Annotated in this window: 14 protein-coding genes; 4 read left to right on the top strand and 10 right to left on the bottom strand. The window is 55.8% G+C overall.

Features of this window, described 5'->3' with window-relative positions; genetic code table 11:
* Positions 1 to 83: 83 nt before the first annotated feature.
* Entirely contained in the window at positions 84 to 344 is a 261-nt protein-coding gene (locus EJ361_RS18430; protein ID WP_126247120.1) for a hypothetical protein, read from the bottom strand.
* Positions 331 to 1,815, bottom strand: coding sequence for a hypothetical protein (locus tag EJ361_RS18425; protein WP_126247119.1), 1,485 nt, complete (start codon positions 1,813 to 1,815; stop codon positions 331 to 333). Before EJ361_RS18425 ends, EJ361_RS18430 begins: the two co-directional genes overlap by 14 nt.
* A 137-nt stretch (positions 1,816 to 1,952) precedes the next feature.
* On the opposite strand from EJ361_RS18425, the gene EJ361_RS18420 reads away from it, so the two are divergent.
* On the top strand, positions 1,953 to 3,179 hold the full coding sequence (locus tag EJ361_RS18420) for a DUF6807 domain-containing protein (RefSeq protein WP_164714314.1): 1,227 nt from the start codon (positions 1,953 to 1,955) through the stop codon (positions 3,177 to 3,179).
* On the opposite strand, the gene EJ361_RS18415 is transcribed toward EJ361_RS18420, so the two are convergent.
* From EJ361_RS18415 to EJ361_RS18405, 3 genes are all read right to left on the bottom strand, one after another.
* Entirely contained in the window at positions 3,119 to 3,925 is an 807-nt protein-coding gene (locus tag EJ361_RS18415; RefSeq protein ID WP_126247117.1) for a polysaccharide deacetylase family protein, read from the bottom strand. The two genes, EJ361_RS18420 and EJ361_RS18415, sit on opposite strands and share 61 nt — an antisense overlap.
* Positions 3,922 to 4,698: a glycosyltransferase gene (locus EJ361_RS18410; protein ID WP_126247116.1), complete on the bottom strand. Its 777-nt coding sequence runs from the start codon at positions 4,696 to 4,698 to the stop codon at positions 3,922 to 3,924. Before EJ361_RS18410 ends, EJ361_RS18415 begins: the two co-directional genes overlap by 4 nt.
* A 376-nt stretch (positions 4,699 to 5,074) precedes the next feature.
* On the bottom strand, positions 5,075 to 6,430 hold the full coding sequence (locus EJ361_RS18405) for an NAD-dependent succinate-semialdehyde dehydrogenase (protein WP_126247115.1): 1,356 nt from the start codon (positions 6,428 to 6,430) through the stop codon (positions 5,075 to 5,077).
* A 77-nt stretch (positions 6,431 to 6,507) separates the two neighbouring features.
* On the opposite strand from EJ361_RS18405, the gene EJ361_RS18400 reads away from it, so the two are divergent.
* Positions 6,508 to 7,683 (top strand): MFS transporter, encoded by a 1,176-nt coding sequence (locus EJ361_RS18400; protein WP_126247114.1) that lies wholly within the window; start codon positions 6,508 to 6,510, stop codon positions 7,681 to 7,683.
* A 75-nt stretch (positions 7,684 to 7,758) separates the two neighbouring features.
* Here EJ361_RS18400 and pyk read toward each other — a convergent pair whose 3' ends face one another.
* Together pyk and pfkA are read right to left on the bottom strand one after the other, a co-directional pair.
* Positions 7,759 to 9,252, bottom strand: coding sequence for a pyruvate kinase (gene pyk / locus EJ361_RS18395; RefSeq protein WP_126247113.1), 1,494 nt, complete (start codon positions 9,250 to 9,252; stop codon positions 7,759 to 7,761).
* 10 nt (positions 9,253 to 9,262) lie between these two features.
* The gene (pfkA, locus tag EJ361_RS18390; RefSeq protein WP_126247112.1) at positions 9,263 to 10,243 is read right to left on the bottom strand and encodes a 6-phosphofructokinase; all 981 of its coding nucleotides are present in this window, start codon (positions 10,241 to 10,243) and stop codon (positions 9,263 to 9,265) included.
* Positions 10,244 to 10,556: 313 nt separating this feature from the next.
* Here pfkA and EJ361_RS18385 point away from each other — a divergent pair, with 313 nt between their 5' ends.
* The gene (locus tag EJ361_RS18385) at positions 10,557 to 12,680 is read left to right on the top strand and encodes a prolyl oligopeptidase family serine peptidase (protein ID WP_126247111.1); all 2,124 of its coding nucleotides are present in this window, start codon (positions 10,557 to 10,559) and stop codon (positions 12,678 to 12,680) included.
* A 67-nt stretch (positions 12,681 to 12,747) separates the two neighbouring features.
* Positions 12,748 to 13,650: an SDR family oxidoreductase gene (locus tag EJ361_RS18380; RefSeq protein WP_126247110.1), complete on the top strand. Its 903-nt coding sequence runs from the start codon at positions 12,748 to 12,750 to the stop codon at positions 13,648 to 13,650.
* A gap of 249 nt (positions 13,651 to 13,899) precedes the next feature.
* On the opposite strand, the gene EJ361_RS18375 is transcribed toward EJ361_RS18380, so the two are convergent.
* The 3 genes from EJ361_RS18375 to EJ361_RS18365 form a co-directional block, all read right to left on the bottom strand.
* Positions 13,900 to 15,213 carry a hypothetical protein gene (locus EJ361_RS18375; RefSeq protein ID WP_126247109.1) on the bottom strand — a complete coding sequence of 438 codons (1,314 nt, stop codon included), beginning with the start codon at positions 15,211 to 15,213 and terminating at the stop codon, positions 13,900 to 13,902.
* A gap of 233 nt (positions 15,214 to 15,446) precedes the next feature.
* Positions 15,447 to 16,364 (bottom strand): HU domain-containing protein, encoded by a 918-nt coding sequence (locus EJ361_RS18370; protein WP_126247108.1) that lies wholly within the window; start codon positions 16,362 to 16,364, stop codon positions 15,447 to 15,449.
* A gap of 35 nt (positions 16,365 to 16,399) precedes the next feature.
* On the bottom strand, positions 16,400 to 18,025 hold the full coding sequence (locus EJ361_RS18365) for a TonB-dependent receptor (RefSeq protein ID WP_126247107.1): 1,626 nt from the start codon (positions 18,023 to 18,025) through the stop codon (positions 16,400 to 16,402).
* Positions 18,026 to 18,027: the final 2 nt, after the last annotated feature.

Here is an 18,027-nt window from a genome sequence, read left to right as displayed (position 1 = left end):
TGTTTATATAAAGGACACCCGTTTTGCCCTTTTGGTTGCATGCGATTACACCAGCGGAAATAACAGGATTAGTTGGAGAGGCATCAGTCCGGATCGGGGATTTCGCGCCATTTGGACGCGAAAAAGACATAAGCGCTCCTTCGCCCGGTGGCTTCGATGTACTTGCCGGCCAGCTTGGCGAGGGGGTTTTCAAACGGATTGCCGGAAGCCGGGCGTATGAGGAAACAGTCGTCTGCCGTTTCCAGGTACACGCCCAGGCTTTCGCTTTTGGTATTCCTTGCAAAGGTCCGGAGCGTTAATCTCCCTTTTACCTTTTGCTGTTTTTCACGTTTATCTTCTGACATATGTTCTTTCTCCAAGGATTTGTCCGGCCCTTTCTTTTACCACCAACACATTGGTTTCCTTGAACTTGCCGTGAAACTTCGAAGCCGAATATACGTGAAATTTCACGGGTGCGCCCATCCCCTTGGCGTGTAGTCCGCGGGCCAGGGGAGCAGGGCCGCCTTCCATCACGAAAACTTTCTTGGTGGCTTTTCCGGGAAATTTATGTGCCTTGACGAGCGCCTTGATGCTGGCGGGCTCTTCAGTAACCGGCAGCGCTTTCGGCACGGCGAGGAACTGTGCGAGCATGAGGCCTTTGGCCTGCAGACCTTCCCGCCGGTTCTCCCGCACATCGCACGTTTTAGCAGGAACGTTTACCGGTACGAGCGACGGATCGCCCAAAAGATAGAATTGCGACAAAGTTTTGATCTCGTACGGATCGAGCGTAGGGCCCATTTCATCGAGGAAACGCTGTCGCGCCTCCAGGAACGCGCGCCCTGTGGAAGCGCCGCGCAGTACGTTAATAATGAAATATTGCGTGATAAGGTCCGCCAGCCCCTGGCCTTCCGTTGGCCCGTACGCGATGGTAGAGCTGCCCGCCACCGCAACGGCGTGTTGCAGGAGGTATTGCGACGCCATGCTCGGGTAACCGGAATCCGTGAGGCCCGGATCGTACAACTGCGCGCCATAACAGCATTCAGCCGCCATCACCGTGCCTTTCGCGATTTTTTTCTCCAGCCATCCCGATGTATGGGAAATGGGATAATTACTGCCTTTCTGACCGTAATAATTCCCGTCTTCCAGGGCGCCGTGGCAGTTGATGAAATGCGTTTTGGCCTTGAGCTGCGTAGGTGTCCAGCGGGGGCCTTTTGTAGGGGAGAGGTGCAGTTTTTCGGTGTTGCCGAAGATGTTCTGCACGCTTTCTTCGGTAGACAGGCGCCATTCGTACACGCTGATGGCCAGGTAGTTAAGATAATCTTTATGGTTGCCGGGCTTACTGGTAATAGCATCGCGGACGAGCGAATGGAAATATTTAGGGTCCTTCCCGCGGGGAAGGTCGGGCAGGCGGCCCACCACCCGCGTGGGGCTCACGAATTTTCCGGGATCGTCTGACCAGGGTTTGTCGCAGGCATACGGCAGATCGCTGGGAACGATGGCGTCTTCGTCGTCCTGACTGTGGACGAGATTCTTCAGCGGCTGGAACGGGATTACGTCCTGCGCGCCGGCAATGAGGATGTAATCGGGCTGGAAGTGTTTGTACAGCCCGTCTATGGCCCGTTTGTTCTGCCGTGCGTCTGCCTCGTTCTTCACGGCCGTGACCTTGTAGGTTTTCATGACCCTGGCGTCGTCCACGAACACGATCTCGGTGCTCAGGCCACGCGCTTTGTCAGCGGCTTTCAGGTCTTCCAGGTCTTGCAGAAAAGCAGGAAGCTTGGCGCCGTACTTCTTTTCCAGCGCCTTCCGATTGGAAACGATGATTTTATCCTTTTTCATGGATGAGGGGTTTTGGGGTTCAATTGCACTCCGAATTTACACTAATTCCAGTTATTGTGATTGTCGGGCGGAATGTGTATTTTTATCTTATAATAATCATTTGTAATATGGCGAAACCGTATTATGTCCTATGCTGCATGGCCTTTTTATTCGGCCACAGGGCTTCTTCGCAAGTGGTGGCGCGCATCACCGTAAAAGCGGGGGCCGTAAACCGTCACCAGACGATCATCCAGGTGCCGTTTGAGGCGGAGCCGGGGAAGGCGTACCGCCTGGTGAGCGTGGAAAACGGGAAGAAGGTGGAGCAAAACGTTCAGCAGGAAGATGGCCAGATCGCCTGGCAACTGCGGAACGATCTGCCTGCGGGTGCGGAGCGCACTTTCGATCTCGTGTTGCTGAAAAGCAAAGTGGACGTGCCTGTAAACAAGCGTCAAATCACATATAAGGAAGAAGACGGCGGATATACCATTTCCCGTGGCGGGCATCCCGTCCTGCATTACCGCGCCGCCATCATGGAACCGCCAGCCGGCGCCGATACGGCTTTCCGCCGCGGAGGCTTCATCCATCCCGCCTTCACGCCGCAAGGCAAATCGCTCACCAACATCCATCCCAAAGATCATTACCATCACCTCGGCATCTGGAGCCCCTGGACAGACACTGAATTCGAAGGCCAAACGGTCGATTTCTGGAACCTGAAAAAACGCTCCGGTACCGTGCGCCCTGTGTCTTCCCCGCAGAATTCCCTGACTGCCGGCAACGTATTCGGCGGATTCCGGCAAATGCAGGACCACGTCGTGATCGGAAGCCCCGATCGGACGGCCATGACGGAGCTGCTGGAAATAAAAGTCTACAACACGGCAGACGAACATTTCGTGTGGGACTATAATTCCACCCTCCAATGTGCCTCCGCCGCGCCGGTCACGCTCAACGAATACCGCTATGGCGGCGGATTTGCTATCCGCGGAGCAGAAGAATGGAATCCTGCGAACAGTACAGTGCTGACGTCTGAAGGGAAAGACCGCAAGCAGGCAGATGGCTCGCTGGCGCGTTGGTTCATCGTTCAGGGCGCGCTGAAAGCCGGGAACGGGGGACTGCTCGTGCTCTCCTGTCCGCAGAACTTCAATTCCCCGCAACCCCTCCGTGTTTGGCCGGAAAACGACCAGGGCGGACAGGTATTCGCGAACTTCAGTCCCACGAAAAACAAACCCTGGCCCCTCGTGCCCGGGCAATCCTATACACAGCGCTACCGCATCGTTACGTTCGATGGCGAGTTGACGGCCGAACAGGCCGAAGCGTACTGGAACGATTATGCCTTTCCGCCGGAAGTTACGGTAGTGCCCGTGAGCAGGCCCGTTTCGCGGAGGTAATCCGTGTGAGAAACGAAAGTTCCTTTCGTGCCCAGCCAGATCAGCCACCGGCGCATCTTTTCTACCAAATGCGGACCGCGTGCGCGTTTCACGTACACGGGCAGTTTGTACCGGCCGATATCTTCCAGCTCCCAGGGGTGGAAGTAGCAGCTGAAATAATCCTCTTTTTTGAGAATACTGGCGGCACAGGTTTGCGAGAACCACAGCGGCATGTTTTTGACGCTAAGCCAGAAAACCGGGATGCGCATCCGCGGCGTCACCGAAGTCGGCATTTCCCAGATCGGCCCCAGGGCATGCACCTGCCGGGGAACATGCCGGTTATCGTACCGCCCGGGCAGCCAGGTGGGGTTCACCGAGGCGTCGTACAGGTAACCGGCGGCATACAGCGCGTCGAGGTCTACAGGTTGGAGCCGCGGCATCCGGAAACCGATTGCCGGCCGGCCCGAAATCCTTTCCAGTTCAAGCTTTGAGGCCAGCAGGTCGGGGTTTTCGAAACGGTCGTGATAGTAGGCGTGCGATGCGATCTCGTGGCGTTCCGCGATTGCGCGGACCAGTTCGGGGAAATGCTTCGCCCAGAAAGCGGTGATGAAAAAAGTTCCCCGCACACCGCACTCCGCGAAGAGGTCCAGCGTTTTTCTCACACCGGCTTCACTCACGCGCAGCTTCTCTTCCAGCGGGATGCGCTGGCCATACTCCTCGGGAATATCGAATTCCTCGACGTCTACACTGATCAGGATCTTTTTCATCTTTTTACAAGCAGGCCCATGAAGTTAACGAATTCGCGCAGCAACACGGTACTCCGGAAATCGGAGAACTGAATGTCTGGCCGGCAGGAAATGGGAATGGAACGGATGTTCAGCGTTTTGTTGCGGCCTGCGCGCTTGACGAACTCGCTGTCGTACAGGAAGCCGTCGATGCGGGTAGACAGAAACTCCATCCTGCCGCGGCTATTGAAAGCTTTCAGGCCGGCCTGCGCGTCGGAAACAGGCAGCTGCAACAGCCAGCGGTTCATGAGCCGGTTTACCCGCGTGATCATTTTCCGCGCGGGCGGCAGCATGGCCACGTACTGGCTTCCGCGCGCGCCGGCTACCACGTCGGCACCTTCGAGCAATTGTTCGAAAGCCCGTTTCACCGCCTCTACACCAAACGGAAAATCGAAGTCGGTACAAACGATGTACGACGCGTCGCTAACGGCAACGCCTAATCGGCATGCGTAGCCTTTTCCGCGGTTGACGGGGTGGTCGATGATGCGGACGCCGGGAATCCGGAGTGCCAGTTCCTGCAACAGCGCGGTATGCATGTTGCGGACTGACCCGTCGTTCACCAGTATCAGCCTGATTTCCGTGCCGGGCATCAGCCCCTGCAGTTCCCGGAAATCTTTTGTCATTTGCCCTACCCAGCCTTCCGGCGGATTGCAGCAGGGAATGATGAGGTCAAATTTTGAGGTTACCGTGTTTCCAGCAATAGTTAGGTTCAAATGGGACGGTAACCTGGTCAGTTCCAGCATGTCTGTTTCCATGTTTTTATTCACAGCTCGATCGTCAGGTCCAAATAATAAATGTGTGTTTCTTCCGCGGGCCTTTCGCGCGCGGGATCAAGTTTTAGTTCACCGAACAGATTGACAGCATGAGAACTCCACCGGGCATCCGTGCCCGTTGATTTCGCGAAAGCCCGTGTAACCAAGGCTTCCGGTGTTGGCATGGCCTGGGGGAAATTGGCCCTGTAAAATTGATGTGTTGGCCCGTGCCGTTACATCGATCGAATGCATAATGTTAGGTTCTGTCTCTAAGACGTTCAAATATAGGAAGTACCCCTATTCTTTAATAGCGGAACTAGATAATATTAAACGAAATACTACGAATGTGGGAAGTCGAAAAGTCAGTCCTGTTGACGGATCATTGGATATAAACCGTCTTGATATTGAGGAACTCATGCACCCCTTCGATGGAAAGCTCGCGCCCGTAGCCGGAATGCTTGATACCGCCGAAAGGCAGCCGCGCGTCTGACCGCACCATGGCATTGACGAACACGTTCCCGCTTTCGATGAGCGGAGCGAGGCGGGCCGCTTTTTCGAGGTCTTTCGTCCAAATGGAGGCACCCAGGCCGAAGGGGGTATTATTGGCGAGGCGGATGGCATCCTGCTCGTCGTTAGCGGTGATCACCACCGCCAGCGGACCGAAGGTTTCTTCGTCGAAGGCCGTCATACCCGGTTTTACGCCGGAAAGGAGCGTGGCCGCGAAATTGGCATTATGTTGCTCGCCGCCTGCGAGTAATTCCGCGCCCTGCCAGAGGGTGCTTTGCAATTGGCCGTTGAGCGCTTTGGCGAGGTCGGGGCGGGCCATGGGGCCGAGGTCGGTTTCGGGGAGGAAGGGGTCGCCCTGGCGCAGGGAGGTGATAAGACTTTGTACTTGCTGTGTGAAATCTTCCGCGATGCTTTTATCGACGATCCAGCGTTTGGCGGCGATGCACGATTGGCCGGCGTTCTGCATGCGGGCTTTCACGGCGGTGGTGGCGGCGGTGTTGAGGTCGGCGTCATTGAGGACGATGAACGGATCGCTGCCGCCGAGCTCGAGCACGGTTTTCTTGAGGTGTTTCCCGGCCAGGGAGGCCACGCTCATGCCCGCGGGCGTGCTGCCCGTCAGCGTAACGCCCTGTACGCGGGGATCGGCGATGATGGGCCCGATATCTTTGGAAGCTACCAGTAACGACTGGAACGCGCCTTCCGGGAACCCCGCTTCCAGGAACACCCCGGCAATCGCCAGGCTGCAGCCGCTTACGTTGCTGGCATGTTTCAGCACGGCGGCATTGCCCGCCAGCAGGTTGGGAATGGCAAACCGGAACACCTGCCAGTACGGGAAATTCCAGGGCATGATGGCGAGGATGATCCCTTTCGGCTCAAAAGCCACGTAGCTCTTGCGCGCATTGGACGCTATGATCCTCGGCTCCAGCATATTTTCGATGTTACCCGCGTAATATTCGGCCGTGGATGCGCATTTCAACACTTCGGCCTTTGCTTCTTTGAGTGTTTTCCCCATTTCACGGGTGATGAGCTCAGCGTGCCGGTCGGCTTGTTCGTTCAGTAATTCCGCCACCTTCCGCATCCATTCCGCCCGCTTCGCCACACCGGCCTGCCGCAACGCCTGGAAAGCACGATGGCCGGCCTTCAGTTTGTCTTGCAGTTGTTCGGGCGTATGCGCCGGATAGCTCGCGATGGTTTCTCCGTTGTAGGGGTATTTGCTCTCGAAACTCATACTTTAAAGATAAGAATTTTTGCCCGGCGGCCGGTTTTGTGCGAATGCCGTACCTTTGCGCCCTGAACGTACGGAACATGTCTTTGAGCAAATGGAATATTACGGTCATGGCCATCTGCACCGGCCTGATCGTTGCGAACATTTACTACGCACAACCCCTGCTGGTCCTCATCGCGCGGGAATTCAACGTCACCGAGTCCAACGCCGGGCAGGTCACTTTCTTCACCCAGATGGGCTATGCCCTCGGCCTGCTGTTCTGCGTGCCTTTGGGCGACAAGCTCGAGCGCCGCAGCCAGATCCTCGCCATGACGGGTTGTGCCGTTGCTGCCCTCGGCGCCGCGGCGCTTTCGATGAACATCACCATGCTGAAAATAACGGGTTTCATCATCGGTTTCACCTCCATCGTGCCCCAACTGATCCTCCCCATGGCCGCATCGCTGGCCGAGCCGCAGAAGCGGGGGAAAGTGATCGGGGTGATCATGAGCGGGTTGCTGATCGGGATATTATTGTCGCGGACGATCAGCGGGTTCGTGGGGCAGCATCTCGGATGGCGCGCCATGTTCTGGATCGCGGCGGCATTGTCTGTAGGGATGATGGTGGTGATGATGAGCTCTTTCCCGAAAAGCCGTCCGGCCTTTACGGGCACTTATGGCGCGCTGATGAAAAGCGTGTGGCAGCTCATGAAAGAGCAGCCTTTATTACGCGAAGCATCCGTGATCAACGCGTGCTGTTTCGGGGTTTTCGGGCTTTTCTGGACCACGTCGGTGTTTCTGCTGAGCAACCCGCCGTTCAATTACGGGAGCGACGTGATCGGCCTCCTCGGCCTGGCAGCCGCCACGGGTGCGCTGGGAGCGCCGCTGATCGGGCGGGTGGCCGACCGGAAGAACCCGCGCATCGCCATTGGTTACGGTATTTCGCTGGTATTTATTTCCTATATCGTATGCTGGGTTTTCAGCAATTCGATTGCGGGCATCGTAGCGGGGATCGTGCTGCTCGACCTGGGGCTCCAGGGCGTGCACGTCTCCAATCAAACCCGTATCTACGCGCTGTTGCCGGAAGCCCGCAACCGCATGAACACCGTTTTCATGACGGCGTCTTTCCTCGGCACGTCCCTCGGCTCCGGCATCGGGCTCTGGGTGTGGGGCATCGGGAAATGGACGGGTGTCTGTATCGCCGGCCTGGCGCTCACCGGCATCGGCATCCTAGTATATATGCTGACCTATAACCGGGAATCCTCGCTGCAGCGGGCCTGATCCGCAGAAAATAAAATGCATTAAAAAATCCCGTTCCGGTATGGAACGGGATTTTTCTTTATGTGAAGTGTCCGGTTACTGCTCGGGCACTCTCGTGATCTTGAGGATGTTGGTGGGCAGGTGCTGCTTAACGGGCGTGCTGCCGGTGTTCACCACCACATCGTTTGCCTTGATGAATCCACGCTCTTTCAGGATGTTGATCTGGTCGGTGATGATATCGTCCAGGCTTTCCTCTTCGCCATAATAGAATGCGCGAACGCCCCAGCTGAGGCTCAGCTGGTTTACCAGCGTGCGCTCTTTGGTGAAGACGAACAGGGGGGATTTCGGGCGGTAGCTAGACAGCATGAAGCCGGTGTAGCCGGATTGCGTCATGCCGATCAGCGCGTCTGCCTCCAGGTCTTCCGCGATTTTGCAGGCATTGTAGCACAGCGCGTCGCTGAGGAAGGTGGGGGAGTGGCGGTGAGGGATGAGGTTGCGGTTGTAGATAATCGCTTCTTTTTCCACCTCGCCGATGATCTTGCGCATCGTCTCGATCACGAGCGTAGGATAGTTGCCGGTAGCGGTCTCGCCGGAGAGCATCACGGCGTCTGCCCCTTCCAGTACGGCATTGGCCACGTCGGTGATCTCGGAACGGTTGGGACGGGTGCGGTCGATCATGGATTCCATCATCTGCGTAGCCACGATCACCGGTTTTGCACGGTGGATGCACTTGCGGATAATGTCTTTCTGGATCATGGGCACCTGCTCAACGGGCAATTCCACACCGAGGTCGCCACGGGCGATCATCACGCCGTCGCTTTCCCAGATAATTTCTTTCAGGTTCTGGATCGCTTCCGGTTTCTCGATCTTGGAAATGATCTTGATCTTGGAATTACGCTCGGCCAGGCGCTTGCGCAGCAGGGCGAGGTCTTTCACGTTGCGTACGAAAGACAGTGCCACCCAATCGCACTCATGGTCGATGATGAACTGGAGGTCCACTTCGTCTTTATCGGTGAGGGCGGGGAGGGAAACTTTCGTATCGGGAAGGTTGAAGCCTTTTTTGGAGGACAATATGCCGCCGAGCAGCACTTCGGCTTTGATGAGGTTGTCGGGCGTGATTTCTTTCACCACGGTTTCGATCTTGCCGTCGTCCAGGAGGATTTTCTGGCCGGGGCGAACGTCGCGGGGGAGGTCATGGTAGGAAACATAAATCCTTTCCATGGTGCCCACGCATTTTTCGGTGGTGAAGGTGAGGATATCGCCCGTTTTGAGGGGAAGGGCGTTGTTTTCGATCTCTCCAACGCGCAGTTTCGGACCTTGCAGGTCGGCGAGGATGGCAACGTTGTAGGGTTCGGTTTTATTGATCTGGCGGATGTAGTTGATGATCCGCAGTTTGTCTTCGTGGCTGCCGTGGGAAAAGTTCAGACGGAACACATTGACGCCTGCCTGTACAAGTTCCAACAACTTCTCATAGGTGTCGCTGGCCGGACCAACGGTCGCAACAATCTTCGTTTTTTGTTTGGCATGCGAAGCACCTGCCTGGTTGTCCATTTCCTTGTGATAGTATTTGGACAGATCTTTTGTACTCATAGACGTTTATTTAACTCGCGAGAATTTTGACAATCTTTAACCATTCCGGATCGATCTGCTGTTTTGCTTTTACGGCTTTATCGAGCGGGGTGAATTGAATTTCGTTGTTGACGATGCCGACCATGACGTTGGTGATGCCGTTCATGAGGGCGTCTACCGCTGCGTAGCCCATGCGGCTGGCCACCAGGCGGTCGAGGCAGGTGGGGGAGCCCCCGCGCTGGATGTGCCCGAGAACGGTCACGCGCGTGTCCAGCTGTGGCATTCTTTCCTTGACGTGACGGGCCACTTCGTCTGCCCCGCCGAATTCGTCGCCCTCGGCTACCACGATGAGGTTCACCATTTTGGAGCGGCGCTCGTTGGCCGTGAGGCTGTCGATCACGTCGTCGATATTGGTTTTATGCTCGGGGATGAGGATGTGCTCCGCACCCGTGGCGATGCCGCTGTGAAGGGCGATGTACCCGGCGTCGCGGCCCATCACTTCGATGATGAAAAGGCGATCGTGCGCATCGGCGGTGTCGCGGATCTTGTCGATCGCTTCCACGGCCGTATTCACCGCCGTGTCGAACCCGATCGTGAAATCGGTACCGGCGATGTCCTTATCGATCGTTCCGGGAAGACCGATGCAGGGGATGTCGAACTCCTGGCTGAATTTCTGGGCGCCTTTGAAGGATCCGTCGCCCCCGATCACCACCAGCCCGTCGATCCCGAATTTCTTCAGGTTCTCGTAAGCTTTTTTGCGGCCTTCGGGCTGATAGAATTCCATGCAACGCGCGGTTTTCAGCACGGTGCCCCCGCGCTGGATGATATTGGCGACAGATTTGCCTTCCATGGGAAAAATCTCCCCGGTCAACATCCCTTTGTAGCCATACATCACCCCGTAGACATTCAAATGATGATAGATGCCCGTCCTTACTACGGCCCGGATGGCTGCGTTCATCCCCGGAGCGTCGCCCCCGGAAGTAAGAACTGCGATGTTGTTCACTTTTTTCATGTGTGATCTTCTATATTGTCCTGGCCACCCGAATTGCTATTCTCGTGCCGCCTGATAAATTTTTTTTACGCCTACTAAATCGTTTTTCCAATCACCCATCCAAATTTTTACACCACTGGCACATGCGTAATGGTTATTTCATAGTATTTTGCCAGACGTGGGTCCCGATAAAGGGCGCACGAAATTAACATTTTTTAATAGTTTCCTATCAGATATTCGATGAAATAACTAAATTTTTAATTTCCATCAAACAAACACGAAGGAATTTTATAAAAATATACGTATGACAAATTTAAACCATAAGCATGTTGCCATGAGTATGATGATGTTGATGGGAGCAGGGACCGCCCTGGCGCAGCACCAACCGCTCAAATATCCCGAAACCCGCAAAGTAGACACGACAGACAATTACCACGGTACCATTATCGCCGACCCGTATCGCTGGCTGGAAGACGATCATGCAGACGATACCAAGGCATGGGTAGACGCGGAGAATTCCGTCACCCAGGACTACCTCGCCTCCATCCCCTTCCGCGGCCAGGTCAAACAGCGCCTCGAAGCCCTCTGGAATTATCCCCGCTTCGGCGCCCCCTTCCACGAAGGCAAGTATTATTATTTCTATAAGAACGACGGCCTCCAGAACCAGGCCGTGCTCTATCGCCAGGAAGGCCTGAACGGCACGCCCGAAGTGTTCATCGACCCCAATAAACTGTCTGACAAAGGCACCGCCGCCCTCGGCGCCCTCTCTTTCTCGAAAGACGGCAAATACGCCGCCTACCTCATCGCCAAAGCGGGGTCTGACTGGCAGGAAGCGTTCGTGATGGACGTGGCCAGCAAACAACTGCTGTCCGACAAACTCGACTGGATCAAGTTTTCCGGCCTGTCCTGGAAAGGCGACGGCTTCTATTACAGCCGCTACGACGCGCCCGACGAGCAAAGCAAACTGTCAAAAAAGAACGAATTCCATAAAGTATACTTCCATAAAGTAGGCACCACGCAAGACCAGGACCAACTGGTGTACGTCGATAAAGCACATCCGCTCCGCAACGCGGGCGTAGGGCTTACGGAAGACGAGCGTTTCCTCATCCTCAGCACCTCCGAAGGCACGAGCGGCAACGAAGTCTGGTACCGCGATCTGCAAGACGCTTCGCAGACCGATTTCAAGCTCCTGGTAAAAGGGTTCGAATATGAGCCCAGCGTGATCGATAATGTGGGCGACAAACTGCTGCTGCTCACCAACCACGATGCGCCCAATTACAAACTGGTGCTCGTAGACCCGAAGAACCCCGGCAAGGAAAACTGGAAGCTGATCATCCCCGAGCAACCCGAAGTGCTCCAGGGCGTGGGCACCGCCGGCGGCAAACTGTTCGCCAGCTACCTGAAAGACGCGTCTACCCGCATCGTACAGTACGACCCCTCCGGCAAGAAAGACCGCGAGATCAAACTGCCGGGCATCGGCACGGCCGGCGGATTCGGCGGGAAGAAGGAAGACGGCCAGTTCTTCTACTCCTTCTCCTCTTTCGTTGCGCCGCCGACCATCTATAAATATGATATCAAATCCGGCAAATCCGACCTGTACCGTAAGTCGGAAGTGAAGTTCAACCAGGACGAATACGAAACCAAACAGGTGTTTTTCAGCAGTAAAGACGGTACCAAGGTGCCCGTGTTCCTCTCTTACCGCAAAGGCCTGAAAATGAACGGGCAAAATCCCGTGCTGCTCTACGGCTACGGCGGGTTCAACATCCCGATGACGCCCGCGTTCTCCGTATCCAACCTCTTCTTCATGGAACAGGGCGGCATTTACGCAGTGGTGAACCTCCGCGGCGGCAGCGAATACGGGGAGGCATGGCACAAAGCCGGTATGATGGAAAAGAAACAGAACGTGTTCGACGATTTCATCGGCGCGGCAGAATTCCTCGTGAAGGAAAAATATACCAACCCGTCGAAGATCGCTATCCGTGGCGGTTCTAACGGTGGCCTGCTCGTTGGCGCGGCCATGACGCAACGTCCGGACCTGTTCAAGGTAGCGCTTCCCGCCGTGGGCGTGATGGACATGCTCCGTTTCCAGAAATTTACCATCGGCTGGGCCTGGGTAACCGAATATGGTACCAGCGAAAAGGCGGACCAGTTCCCCTACCTCCTGAAATACTCCCCGCTCCACAACCTGAAAGCGGGAACGGCGTATCCGGCTACGATGGTGACCACGGCCGACCATGACGACCGTGTGGTACCGGCGCACTCCTTCAAGTTTGCGGCCGCGCTGCAGGCAGCCCATCGCGGGCCCAACCCGGTGCTGATCCGTATCGAGAAACAGGCGGGCCACGGCGCGGGGAAACCCACGTCCAAGCTCATCGACGAGGCTACCGACATCTGGTCGTTCACCATGTACAACCTGGGGATGAATTTCTCCAACGTGAACACCGGGAAGAAAATGTAACCAATTCACATTCATCAATAAACGCCGCGTAATACCGCATTACGCGGCGTTTTTGTATATTGGAATTATGAAAGTGCTCATAACTGGGAGCAATGGGCTCCTCGGACAATACCTGGTTCAACGGCTGGCCGGCCATCCGGAATACGAAGTGATCGCCACCGGCCGCGGGCCCAACCGCCTCCGCATGCAATCGGGATACACCTACGAATCGGTGAACCTGGCCAACGAATCGGCGGTAAAAGGCCTGGTAGAGCGGCATCAGCCCGATGTGATCGTGCACGCCGCCGCCATGACGCAGGCAGACGATTGTGAGCGCAACAAAGACGCCTGCTGGATGGTGAACGTCACCGCCACGCGCTACCTGTTGCAGGGCGCGGAAAAGGCAGGATCGTATTTCCTGTTCGTATCCACCGACTTCGTGTTCGACGGGCTCGGGGGGCCTTACAGCGAAGAAGACCCCGTCAATCCCATCAACTATTACGGCGCCAGCAAAGTAGCGGCGGAAAGGATCGTGAAACAGTCCAAAACACCATGGGGCATCGCGCGGACGGTGCTGGTATATGGATTGGCAGACGATCCGCGGCGCAGCAATATCATCACCTGGGTGAAATCCAACCTCGAGCAGCAGAAAAAACTGAAAGTGGTGAACGACCAGTGGCGCACGCCCACGCTCGTGCAAGACCTGGCGGAAGGGATCCGGCTCATGCTCGATAAGAAGGCGGAAGGCGTTTTCCACCTGTCCGGCAAAGACATGCTCACGCCGTTCGATATGGCCACGCAGGTGGCAGGATACCTTGGACTGGACACGCGTCTTCTCGAAAAAGTGGACGCATCCACCTTCAAACAACCCGCACCGCGACCGGCCAAAACAGGCTTCGTGATCGACAAAGCGGTGAAGGAACTGGGGTATGCCCCGCATAGTTTCGAAGAAGGATTGAAAGTGGTGGTGGAGCAGATCAGATCGAAATAGAAAGTCGCAGATAGTAAAAGGGATGGCAAAGCGCCATCCCTTCGTTTTTCGTTGATTCCATCGCAGTGTCTGCAAAGGCTCCTGCGGCGGAATATGATGGGGAGAATTCGGAGGAAAAATCCGGAAGATGGACATCGCCCGGCTGTAGATCATCTCTTCGATGTTTTGGAATTATCATCTTCTGAATTGAGCGATGGAAGCGTTACTGCCGCCATCGCGTATATACCCCATCATTCAGCGCGTTTGATTTCATTGTATATTTTTGGTGCGGAAGCTTAGTTCAAAAGGTTGTGGCGTGCCTGGCCCGCAATTGATCTGCGGGTAAAATTCGCCCCGCAATTCGCCCCTGATGTATTCCACGCCGCCGATGTTTTCCACTTCGTGAATGACCAGTAACCCTGGTGATTTAATGTATTCTTCTACAGTCCCGTTTTCGTCGCATTTATTGTAGAACGTTTTGCCCGTAATGGTTACGGGTTCGGCGATGGTGCCCCAGACGCCCATGACCGTCCCGCCTTTGTCTGGCGCAAACCATTGGTATTGCCCCTTTGCAATGGGGCGGGAAACGTTTTCGATGTTGATGGAGAACCCATGGTTAGTGCGGATCAATCCGGAAATGTTGATCCAGCCGCCGGGAATGTATTTATGGTGCTGGTCGATACAGAAAATTTCCAAGCCGTTCACGGTCCCGGAGAAGTATACATCGTCTACCACCTTGATCCGTGCAAGCAGGATGAGTTTACCCGCCGCGCCGCGGTTGGGGGCGAAGTTGGGCGGGATGAAATTGTGGATATCAACGGCAACGGTGACGGTACTGGGCGTGGGTACTTTAGCAGGCGCGCGGTAAAACGCATGTCTGTCTTCCGGAGTGAGGACGCCGGCGCCGGTAAGCCGCCAGTTCCGGATATTGTTGGAATTTTCGAGCACGCGTTCACGGATGATGGCGATGGGCGCACTTTCTGAACCGGCTTTATACTTGTCGACGGATGTGTAGATAAATACGCCGGTTGATTTGGAAATTTCCACGCTGGACTGGTCCGGGCGGAGCCAGTACATGGCAAAGGGTGCCCAGCTGGAGAAATGCGTGGTTTCGACGGAGAGTGTTTTGGCGGTGGTGTTGAGCGTGGTTGTAGGGATAAACCGCCATATGCCGTCGGCCGACTGGAAGGCCATGAACAGGGCATCTACGCCAGTGCTATCGAGATGCCGGTCTGTGTAATGAAAAGTTAGTTTGACCGGTTTGGCGAACTTGACATTTTCGGGCAGGAGGCGGTAGGCGGGGCCGGGGCTCCCGGGCAGGGTGTTCGTCACGGCCTGCACGCTGATCTCGGTGTTGGCGGCCAGCGCGCCGGCGGGGATGTCGATGCGCAGGGTATTGTCTTTCGACAAGAGCGTACCGCCTGCGGCGCCGATATTTTTTTTGACGGGATCCCCCACCGGCGTTCCCTGTGCGCGAACGGCAGGAGGTTCTGAAGGCGCTGGTTCGCCTCCGGATTTGTTGCTCTTGGAACAGCCCGCCAGGAAAATGGCGCAGCAGAGCAGGAATGTTGGAAATAGCTTCATTTTGAGGGGTGTTGGTGACTTGTTGGAAAGTAATTACGTAATTACTTACGTTTATGCAAAAGTATCGCTCCGCATCATTTTGGGAATGGAAGGGGGGGCTGTAGTGAGAATAGAAATCCCTGAAATGCCGGATTGGCGGCGCGGAGTGAGCAGTAGTGTTTAGTGACTATTGCTTATGGCACAAAAAAAGCGCCCCCTTCGGAGGCGCTTTTTTTATTCGCAAAAAACGCTTTTTAATAAACGATATGCACATCTTTCGACTGGAACCGCCTGGCCACGGAGTCCATCGCCGCGGTGGTATCCGCCCTTAACGAGCGGTAGGGAACGGCCAGTTTATAGAGGGTAGAATCTGCGGAAGAGAAAAGTACCACGTCGCTATACCCCCAATTATGCCGCCGTTTAAGGTTGGTCTCGGCGTTCTGCTTGACCTTGTAAGTCTGGAACACCACATAATACGAGATACTATCGTTAACCGGAACCACAGGCTCCTCGGGCACCGCGGCCACGCTGTCGGGCACAGGGGCCGGAACTACGGCGGCTTTGGGCGCTTCGGGCTGGGGAGCCGGGGGCATGAACTGGTCTTTCAGCAGCCAGGCGGCCACGCCGGCGCCGATGAGCACCAGGGGCAAAACCACCCACCACCACCGGAAGCGTCCCTGGCTTTCGGGTTCTTCGTACACGGCAGACATATGTTCCACCACCTGGTTGTTCTCCACTTCGGTAGTGCCCTGCAATACGCGGGGCGCCGATTCCGAACGGATCACCTGTTCCAGCCCGATGGGCTGCCAGGCGTCGGGCATCTCCTGCGGGGTAAACCGGATCTGGCCCAGCGGGTCGATCCGGAGGTTGCCGATGCCGGGAAGGTCGAGCGGGTCGCCGGCCTGCAGCGATTCGCGGAACTGCTGGAGGTATTTGTCCAGCTTCAGCGCCGCTACCGGCTCCAGCAGGTTTTCCTTCCGCGAGATCCAGCGGAGCAGCGAGCCGTCATCGTCCCACCGGGTGTCGAACTGCACCTGCTGCCGGGGCGGCGTCAGCGTCTGGTCCACCATGCTGAACTGCGCGGGGATGTGCTGGATGGTAAAGGTGCCCACCTGCGGAACGGTGCAGGTTTGCTGCCTGAAAAGGACTTCCGTGATATATTGCTTGAGCATTGCGGCCGGTAACTTTTGAGTGCAAGTTTACGCAATTAAAACTTAACGGTCACCCCGCCGAGCACGTTCAGCCCGTAGGAGGGGTAACCATGCCAGCGTTCGTACTTGGAACTGAACATATTATTGACGTTGAACCAGAGGTTGAAATTCTTCGTCACGTTATATTCCGCTCCGGCGTTCAAATCCTGCACCGCCCTGGTTTTGCCCATGGCGTCCATCCCTTCCTTGCGCATCACGTAATAGGTGCTGCTCAGGGTATAAAGATTGGCGTTCAGGTGGAATTTCTTCCCGAACGTATACTGGGCGAACAGGCTGGCGCGGAAAGGCTGCACGTGCCAGGGCTTCAGCTCGGTCTTCTGTTTGTTAAAATCATACCAGTCGATGCTCACCCGTGCCTGGAACTTCTCTTCCTGGATATAACCCACTTCCGCATGCAGCTGGAAGGCGCGCAGTTCTTCCTCGTTGCGGGTGTAGAAGCTCTTGCCGTCGGTGCTGTCGTTCACGAACAGCTGCCGGTTGTACCAGGATATGGCGCCGAATTTGGTGTTGTAATTGAAATGATTGCCCAGCGTGCCTTTGATGCCGGTATATTTCTCTTCGATGCGGGTATTGCGCATATCCGGACCGTAGGAATTGAACCAGGGGTTCTCCGAGGCGAGGTTCCGGAAGTTGTTCTTCTGGAAGTAGGAAATCCAGCCGCTGCTGAGGATGAGTTTCTCGCGGATGAGGTGCGACTCGTTCACGATGTCCGGGAGGAGGTGGAACTTGCCGTTCGTCCAGGTAGGATTGGCGCCGGCATGCAGCACGAACCCGGGTTTGGTGATTTCCACCGCGGGGTGGATGGCGGCGATGTTGTTATTGATCTGCTCGTTGTTGTCTTCCTTGAACACGCTCAGGTCCACCAATCCTTCGGCTTTCAGCCAGATATCTTCGAAGATCTGCTTGCGGATCGGTGCCTTCAGTACAAAGGTGTTCTCCATCCGCTTGTACTTGTCGCCGAACACGGTGAATTCTGCCTGCGGCTGGAACTGGAAGCCCCAATCGTTCTGCGGCCTGTTCTTCAGTCCTACTTTGGCCACCACTTCGTTGAACGCCTGCTTCACATCGCTTTTGTCGTACTGGTGAACGGCATGGTCGTACCCGAAATAATACACCTGGTTGCGGTTGTACCCCAGGCTGGCGTTCACTTCGAACAGCGGCGTGAAATAGGTACCGGAACCGAGGATGTTCATCTGCGACACGTCCTGGTACTGGATATCGCCCTTCGACGAAGTATAATTGAACAGTACGCCGAAATTGTACTTGTCTTTCCGGCCGCTCCCGAACCCGGCATGGATGAGCGGGGTGTTGTAGTTGCCGTACCCGAGCTTCACGTAATTGTTCTGGAGCTGGAGCGACGAAGTATCTTTTCCCAGCGCCAGCGGCCGGATGGGCACGGGCTGGTACATGAAATAGAGGTTCAGCGCCGGTACCTGGTACCCGAGGCGCGGGCGGCTCGTGTCCACATTGGGCAGCGATGCCGTCAGGTTCAGCTTGGCTGCGTTAGGCAGCTTGGGCTGGTATTTCGAGATGATGTCGATCGTTTCCTGCTTCAGCGTGTCTTTCTGGGCAACGGCGCTGAGCGGGAAGGCGAGTGCGAGTGCGATATATATGCGCTTCATGT

Source organism: Chitinophaga rhizosphaerae (assembly GCF_003958645.1).
Taxonomy (GTDB): Bacteria; Bacteroidota; Bacteroidia; order Chitinophagales; family Chitinophagaceae; genus Chitinophaga; species Chitinophaga rhizosphaerae.
Note: the sequence above shows the minus strand (reverse complement) of the source record. Positions and strands in the feature narration are given on the sequence as shown.